This window comes from Pseudoalteromonas sp. SR45-6 (genome assembly GCF_014163545.1).
Lineage (GTDB): Bacteria > Pseudomonadota > Gammaproteobacteria > Enterobacterales > Alteromonadaceae > Pseudoalteromonas > Pseudoalteromonas rhizosphaerae.
The window spans coordinates 1-6,892 of record NZ_JACJDM010000094.1; the positions used below are offsets into that span (position 1 = coordinate 1).

7 protein-coding genes and 2 pseudogenes are annotated in these 6,892 nt (G+C 35.4%); 5 read left to right on the top strand and 4 right to left on the bottom strand.

Annotated elements, in window-relative coordinates:
- Nucleotides 1–120: 120 nt before the first annotated feature.
- Nucleotides 121–480 (top strand): annotated as a pseudogene (locus tag H5158_RS21795) (integrase core domain-containing protein); the annotation flags it as partial.
- Between the two features lie 53 nt (nt 481–533).
- Here the strand turns inward: H5158_RS21795 and H5158_RS21800 are convergent.
- From H5158_RS21800 to H5158_RS21815, 4 genes and pseudogenes are all read right to left on the bottom strand, one after another.
- Nucleotides 534–800: a hypothetical protein gene (locus tag H5158_RS21800; RefSeq protein WP_182740893.1), complete on the bottom strand. Its 267-nt coding sequence runs from the start codon at nt 798–800 to the stop codon at nt 534–536.
- Between the two features lie 135 nt (nt 801–935).
- Nucleotides 936–1,079, bottom strand: a pseudogene (locus H5158_RS23785) (hypothetical protein); the annotation flags it as partial.
- A 31-nt stretch (nt 1,080–1,110) separates the two neighbouring features.
- Nucleotides 1,111–1,674, bottom strand: a complete 564-nt coding sequence (locus H5158_RS21810) for a hypothetical protein (RefSeq protein ID WP_182740894.1) — start codon at nt 1,672–1,674, stop codon at nt 1,111–1,113.
- Between the two features lie 2 nt (nt 1,675–1,676).
- Entirely contained in the window at nt 1,677–2,090 is a 414-nt protein-coding gene (locus H5158_RS21815; protein ID WP_182719601.1) for a GtrA family protein, read from the bottom strand.
- 130 nt (nt 2,091–2,220) lie between these two features.
- Between H5158_RS21815 and H5158_RS21820 the strand changes: the two genes are divergently transcribed.
- From H5158_RS21820 to H5158_RS21835, 4 genes are read left to right on the top strand one after another with little or no spacing between them, the layout of a single operon-like run.
- Nucleotides 2,221–3,219 carry a glycosyltransferase family 2 protein gene (locus H5158_RS21820; protein ID WP_182719600.1) on the top strand — a complete coding sequence of 333 codons (999 nt, stop codon included), beginning with the start codon at nt 2,221–2,223 and terminating at the stop codon, nt 3,217–3,219.
- Nucleotides 3,212–4,669, top strand: coding sequence for a glycosyltransferase family 39 protein (locus H5158_RS21825; protein ID WP_182740895.1), 1,458 nt, complete (start codon nt 3,212–3,214; stop codon nt 4,667–4,669). Before H5158_RS21820 ends, H5158_RS21825 begins: the two co-directional genes overlap by 8 nt.
- On the top strand, nt 4,650–5,327 hold the full coding sequence (locus H5158_RS21830) for a response regulator transcription factor (RefSeq protein WP_182719598.1): 678 nt from the start codon (nt 4,650–4,652) through the stop codon (nt 5,325–5,327). The genes H5158_RS21825 and H5158_RS21830 overlap by 20 nt, the downstream gene beginning before the upstream one ends.
- Nucleotides 5,320–6,570 carry a HAMP domain-containing sensor histidine kinase gene (locus H5158_RS21835; RefSeq protein ID WP_182740896.1) on the top strand — a complete coding sequence of 417 codons (1,251 nt, stop codon included), beginning with the start codon at nt 5,320–5,322 and terminating at the stop codon, nt 6,568–6,570. Before H5158_RS21830 ends, H5158_RS21835 begins: the two co-directional genes overlap by 8 nt.
- The last annotated feature ends 322 nt before the right edge of the window (nt 6,571–6,892 follow it).

Here is a 6,892-nt window from a genome sequence, read left to right on the forward strand (position 1 = left end):
GTTGGTCAGGAAAGTCACGAGATTGGTCAATGATAAACGAAGTAAATTTGAATCCTGAGAAAAAAGAAGAAATGCGGGCGGCATAAAATTTAACTTGAGGCGACAACTAACTTGAAAAACTCCGTTAGTCGCCCGTCAGTGAGTAATGATAATCCCTATTCGGAGTCATTATTTAAAACGTTAAAATATCGCTCAGACTACCCAGAAAAGCCATTTGCAGAAATAAGCACAGCAAGAAAATGGGTGGCAGGGTTTGTAGATTGGTACAATAACGAGCATTTGAACAGCGGTATAAAATTTGTCACGCCAAATCAGCGTCACTTAGGTTTAGATAAAGAAATATTAGCCAAGCGCCAGCAGGTAAACGATGCGGCTAGATTGAATAACCCTGGTCGTTGGTCAGGAAAATCACGCGATTGGTCAATAATTAAGGAAGTAAATTTAAATCCTGAGAAAAAAGAAGAAATGCGGGTGGCATAAAATTTAACTTGAGGCGACAACTAACTTGAAAAACTCCGCTTTACTATTTTTCATTACAGCTCTCCGTTGCTAATATCAGCTTTCAATCCATTTTTAGCACCAGACACTTTGTTTTTTACTATAGTCATCCCTTCCTCTAGAATATTTTTGATTATGATACTCTCTTTATTTTTCCAAATTACGTTAACCCTTTTCGAAAACAATTGATTGTTCTTATCGACGAGCCAAATCTTGTCGCCATCAATAGAAGATAAAGGAACTTTAAGTACATTTTTAAAAGTAGGTAAAGTTAGCTCTGCGGCCACAAATTCATTTATCATCAGCGTTCCACTGTCATTATCTACAGTTAGATAAACACTTTGTAGTTGGCTAGTTAGCGCTTGTGTTGGAGGTATTTGAGATATATGGGCATTAAAAAATGTATTATCGTCTCGATAAACCTTAAACCTTAAACCTTAAACCTTAACCCGCTGACCAATAGACAATACTGAAGCAACATCGTGAGGTATTGATAAGCTTACCCTAAGCTCAGAGAGTTGAGCAAAAGTACCAATCTTATCTCCCTTTTTAACAAAGTCGCCTTGGTAAGCGCTCTTTTCTAAAACGACGTAGTTTTCTTTAGATTGAAATTTACAACGTTCTAAATTTTTTTTTTGCGAGTTCTAGGTTGCTTGTTGCAATTAAAATATTAGCTTTAGCTATTTCTAATTGAGGCTTTCGCAACATTAATGATTCTTGTAGTTTTAAATTAGGGCTGTCTTTTTTAGGTCTAACCCTTTTGTATTCACTTTTCGAAAAGCGTTGCTCACCGAGCTCAAGCTTTAAGTTAGCTTCTGCTACTTTAAGCTCTCCCAATCGAGCTTGTAGCTGGTTTTTATAGTCCTCATCATCAATATGATAAATAGTTTCACTCCTATTTACTCGACTACCAACTTCAAAATTATTATTAAGGAATAAAATTTCACCTTCGACTTGTGCAAATAAAGTTAGAATATTTGGTGTTTCTATTCGGCCATAAGCTTGATAACTGGGTGCAAATTCTTGAGGTTTAGCCTTTAATATATTGACTACTAAAGCTTTGTTATTACTGGATGATAAAGGCAGTTTTGGAGGTGTTGCCAAAATAATTAATGCACAAATTGCTACGCTAAAAGTAATAAGAACAGTGATTATTTTCACTTTATTGACTTGCATTTCTAGTCCCTAATTTTATTGAGAAGGAAGTTGTTTTTTCTTTCGTTAGAATTTTTAGTAAATACAAACCTATTAGCTAAAAGGTAGTTACTTACCAAACCGGCCATAATTCCTAAGCAAAAAGCGAAGTGAATTAAGAAAAGCTCTTTGGCTATCCAAAAAACTATTAAATTGATTACGCCAGATAAATGAGCTGCGAACATGTGCTTACTCCATTGTTTTACAGCGCTTTCATAAGCCTGGTTATTGAAGGTGTAAACTCTATTACCTAACCATGTTGTGCTAGCTGCTAGCCAAAATGCTATTGCGCGTGCGGTTATAATTGAATCGATATGATTTACTAAAATAAAAAAAATAAAACTATCAACAATGAACCCTGCACCTCCTACAAAACAAAATTTTTTTAGTTGCTGCATTATTAAGCATTAAATAATTAATCGTAGAGCCATTATTAATTAGAAGATGTCTATAAATTGTCTTGATGCATTGACTTTTTATAGACTCAGGTTGTTTTAAGCTTGCTTTGTAAAATTATTGGAGAGCTTAATGAAACTGGTCGAACACCCTAAGTCTGTTAATGAAGATATAACGCTGAGCATCATAGTGCCTGTTTATAACGAGCAAGAAATGCTGCCTATCTTTAATCACCACCTATCGAAAGCTCTAAGCTTGTTATTAAACGAGCATGTGGAAGTCATTTATATTAATGATGGAAGTACTGACGATAGCTGGAATGCAATGTCAAATTTAACCAATCATTATGCCGATATTGAATGCATTAACTTAAGTCGTAACTTTGGTAAAGAAGCCGCGATGACCGCTGGTATAGATAATGCTAGAGGTGAAGCTATTATTTTATTGGATGCTGATTTACAAGATCCACCTGAACTTATTCCTAAAATGCTAAATGCATGGAAACAAGGTTTTGATGTTGTAAATATGAAACGGTCATCCCGCTTAGGTGAGTCACGCTTAAAACGTTGGAGCGCTCACATTTATTACAGGTTACTTGACCATTTATCTGAGGTTCCATTACAAAAGGACGTAGGTGATTTTAGGCTATTAAGTAGAAGAGTTGTTGATGATATAAAGAAATTATCAGAAAGAAGCCGCTATATGAAAGGAATTCTTTCATGGCCAGGATATAAGCAAACAACAATTAGTTTTGAGCGTCCTGAACGCGTTGCAGGAGAGACAAAGTGGTCTTTCTTTCAGCTGGTAAAGTTAGGCCTATCTGGCATTACAGCTTTTAGTGTAAAGCCTTTACAAATATCGACCTGGGTCGGCACTTTAATATCTACATCCGCATTTTTTTATGGCTTATGGGTTGTTGCCAAGACTCTATTCTTTGGAGAAACCGTTGCGGGTTACCCTTCGATAATGTTGACCCAGTTATTCTTAGGGGGAGTTCAACTGATAGCTATAGGCGTCTTAGGTGAATATATTGGACGTATTTATGCTGAGACCAAAGGGCGTCCTATATATTTAATAATGGATAAACAAAGCCAAAAGAGTCAGAACGGCATGGTGAAAAAACATGGCTGATAAAATAAATTCTACAGTATATTGGGCTTTAGCAATTATTATTTCCTTGATCGCTATAAGGCTTGTCTCACTAGGACTTTTCCCTCTCTACGATACAACTGAGGCTAGGTATGGGGAAATGGCTCGTATCATGGTAGAAACTCGTAACTGGGTTACCCCTCAGTTTGATTACGACGTGCCATTTTGGGGGAAACCTCCAATTCAAACCTGGCTGAGTGCCATTAGTTTTAATTTTTTAGGTATAAATGAGTTTACTGCTCGTTTACCTCACTTATTGTGTGGTTTATTAACCTGTTACTTGGTCTTTCGATTCACATTATCCCTGACGAATTTAAGTAAAAGTGTTTTATCTATATTGGTGCTAGTTTCTAGCTTAGGGTTTATCGTTGCTATTGGCATGGTTATGACGGATAGTGCTTTGCTTCTTGCTTATACCCTTGCAATGTTTAGCTATTGGCAATGCTATGCTCAAAAAAACCAACTTTATGGCTATTTATTTTTTGTCTCTTTAGCGCTCGGTATGCTAATTAAAGGACCTGTTGCTGTCGTGCTTATAGGGATTTCACTCGTTGTTTGGAGCGCTTGGCAAGGCTGCTTTAAAGTAGCTATAAGACGCTTGCCTTGGGTAAGTGGGATGTTCGTTTTTTTAGGTCTAACTTTACCTTGGTACATTCTAGCCGAAATACGTACTCCGGGCTTTTTAGAATATTTTATAGTTGGTGAACATATTCAGCGATTCCTTGTATCTGGATGGGAAGGCGATCTTTATGGCACAGCGCACGTTAAACCTAGAGGTACAATTTGGTTTTATTGGTTACTGTGCGCAAGCCCTTGGTCATTTTTAGCTTTAGGACTACTATTCAAAAAAGAAAATATTAAAAAAGCACTTAGAAAAGAACCCGACCAGCCAAATATAAATAAGTACCTTATTTGTTGGGTGATTTCGCCACTATTACTATTTACTTTAGCTGGTAATGTGTTGCCAATCTATGTGCTACCTGGTTTTAGTGCATTAGCTATACTGATAGCCTTAAACATAAAATTTACTAAGCTATGCAATTACTTGGCTTTATTTACGGTTTTAACCTTAATAGCTATGTTAAGTGCACTGCTAAAGGGTGCATGGGAGCACAAAAGCGAACATAAGCTACTCGAATTACATCAAAAATCGTTTAAAGAAGCCCCTTTGTATTATTGGAATAAACGCCCATTTAGTGGACAGTTTTATTCAAATGGTAGAGCTAAACAAATAAATGAAAAAGCATATTTACGAGACTTAGTTAACAGTAGTGGAAAAATATATATTGCTATAAAGCAGGACGAGTTTATTATTTTTAAAGATTTATTTGACGCTCATTGTGTTGTTGAAGAAAAATCCACTGTACGTTACCTATTAGTATGCAACGATAAATTTGAAAATAAGGTGTCTATTGAAAATTCTACTGATTGAAGATTGTCATACTGTTGCCGAAGTTATATTTGATTACTTTGAAGGTTCAGAGTTTGAATTAGACTTTGCAGCGACAGGCACGTTAGGTCTTGCATTAGCTCAGTCAAACAACTTTGACTGTATTATTTTAGATATAATGCTTCCCGGTATTGATGGTATAACAGTATGTCATCGGCTTAGAGCTGAAGGATATGATACTCCTATCATAATGCTTACGGCCAGAGATACCGATAGTGACATGTTACAAGGGCTCAAAATAGGAGCTGATGACTATATAGTCAAACCTTTTAATTTAGAACTTTTGGAAGCTAGAATAATAAATGCTGTTCGAAGGAGTTCAGGAAATGGCTTTGCAAAAACAGTTATTTTCGGTCCTGTTACAATTAATCTCAAAACTTGTCAGGTCTGGAGAGAAGGGAGTGAAATCAAACTGACCCCAACTTGTTTCAAAATTATGAAGCTTTTAATAACTAAAGCACCCAATGTAGTTTCTAGGCAAGAGATAGAGGATAGTATTTGGGGAGATGAGCTACCTGATAAAGACATACTTAGAAAACACATATACCAATTGAGACTCAAAATCGATAAGCCTTATGACAAAGATGTTATAGAAACTATACCTAAAACAGGATACAGATTGAGTGAGTGTAATGTTTAAAAGTAAACCAATTAGTCAAATAATTATAAAAGTATATCTATTGGGCGCTTTGATATTATTAGCCTTTTATGGATGCTTATTTTATTACACGGTGTTGTACACTGAAAATCAAGCCAGTGAACAGCGTTTGGCACTAAAAGCTCCCTATCACCTAAAACTTTTTCAAAAAAGCGAAAATACAAAAATAAAAATAAAAATAGATCCGATATTAACAATCTATAATACGTATGAAATTTTACCAAAAAAAATTAAAGATAAAATTAACGTCGACTGGCTGGGTATCCAAAGTATTCATTTTGATGACGACAGTGAATTCACTGTATTTGCGCAAAAAATAAAAATTAATAATGATGAAATTACTGCTTATGCCATTGAGGATGTCGACCAAATAGAGTGGGACGATACATACTTTGCAATTTTCCAAATTATGATACTTTCTTCAGGTGTGATTTTATTCATTGGCTCTGCATTTTTTATTATTAAAATGGCAAAGCGGATAAGCTCTCCGTTTTCAGAGTTAGCTGAAATGCTTGAATATGATTCACATGAAGTTAGTAAACCTTTATCTGTTAATGGAAAATTATCTTTTGAGTTAGAAATGATGCTTGCTAGCATTAATAGCTATCGTAAGCGAATATATTCTGCATTTATTAGGGAGCAAACTTTTACTAGGTATATTAGTCATGAACTACGTACTCCTATGACGGTGATTCGAGGCGGTGTAAGTGTTTTAAGACGAGCAAATAATGATAAGACTACAAAGCAATTAACTAGAATAGATGATGCTGTAATAGAAATGGAGCAGTTAACTCATATTTTCCTATTACTTGCTAGAGACGAAGTTTCAAATACCAGTAACGTTTCAATATCAGACACGTTTATCGACAAAATAGTTAAGAACTTTTCCCCTACTATCAAAGCAAATCAAGTAAATTTCCATTATGACATACAGAATGAATTTTCATTACATGCGCACCCATTACTATTTTCAGCAGTAGTATGTAACTTATTAAAAAATGCTATTAATTGCAGTATTGAAGGTAGTGTAAATTTATTTATTTCTGAACAAAGAATAGATGTTATTGATGATGGATTAGGCCTAAATGAACAACCTCGCGGCTATGAAGGGTTTGGTATAGGCCTCAAAATTGTTCAAGATATATGTGAAAAATACCAGTGGACATTTAACATATCAAATAATATGGAAAAGGGCTGCACCGCTTCAGTGATTTTTAAAACTTAGGGGATTAAATTTATGCTAATCCACCCTCATAGCTTAGTTCTTAAGGAACACAGATCGTGTGACTTCCTATTTTAAAACGGCACATGTCATTATTTTTTTCAATGGATTGCCGCTTACAATTTACCGCTAGTAGCTTAAGTACACGGTGTACCTTACGATTACACTGTGTTTGCTCTATGCAATCCAGAATATCATCCGTAAGCGTATAGCTAACGACACCTAGCTTTGCTAAAGTTCCAAGGCAGAAGTGGCTCAAGGTTATCTGGCTGCTCTGCAATATGTTGTAAGCAAGTAGTAATATAGTCATGCACTACAAGATCAT

What these genes read in the sequence shown, in the direction of transcription:
- H5158_RS21820 (WP_182719600.1), top strand. Translation starts at nt 2,221, where the DNA reads ATGAAACTGGTCGAACACCCTAAGTCTGTTAATGAAGATATAACGCTG.
- H5158_RS21800 (WP_182740893.1), bottom strand. Translation starts at nt 800, where the DNA reads ATGATAAATGAATTTGTGGCCGCAGAGCTAACTTTACCTACTTTTAAA.
- H5158_RS21835 (WP_182740896.1), top strand. Translation starts at nt 5,320, where the DNA reads ATGTTTAAAAGTAAACCAATTAGTCAAATAATTATAAAAGTATATCTA.
- H5158_RS21825 (WP_182740895.1), top strand. Translation starts at nt 3,212, where the DNA reads ATGGCTGATAAAATAAATTCTACAGTATATTGGGCTTTAGCAATTATT.
- H5158_RS21815 (WP_182719601.1), bottom strand. Translation starts at nt 2,090, where the DNA reads ATGCAGCAACTAAAAAAATTTTGTTTTGTAGGAGGTGCAGGGTTCATT.
- H5158_RS21810 (WP_182740894.1), bottom strand. Translation starts at nt 1,674, where the DNA reads ATGCAAGTCAATAAAGTGAAAATAATCACTGTTCTTATTACTTTTAGC.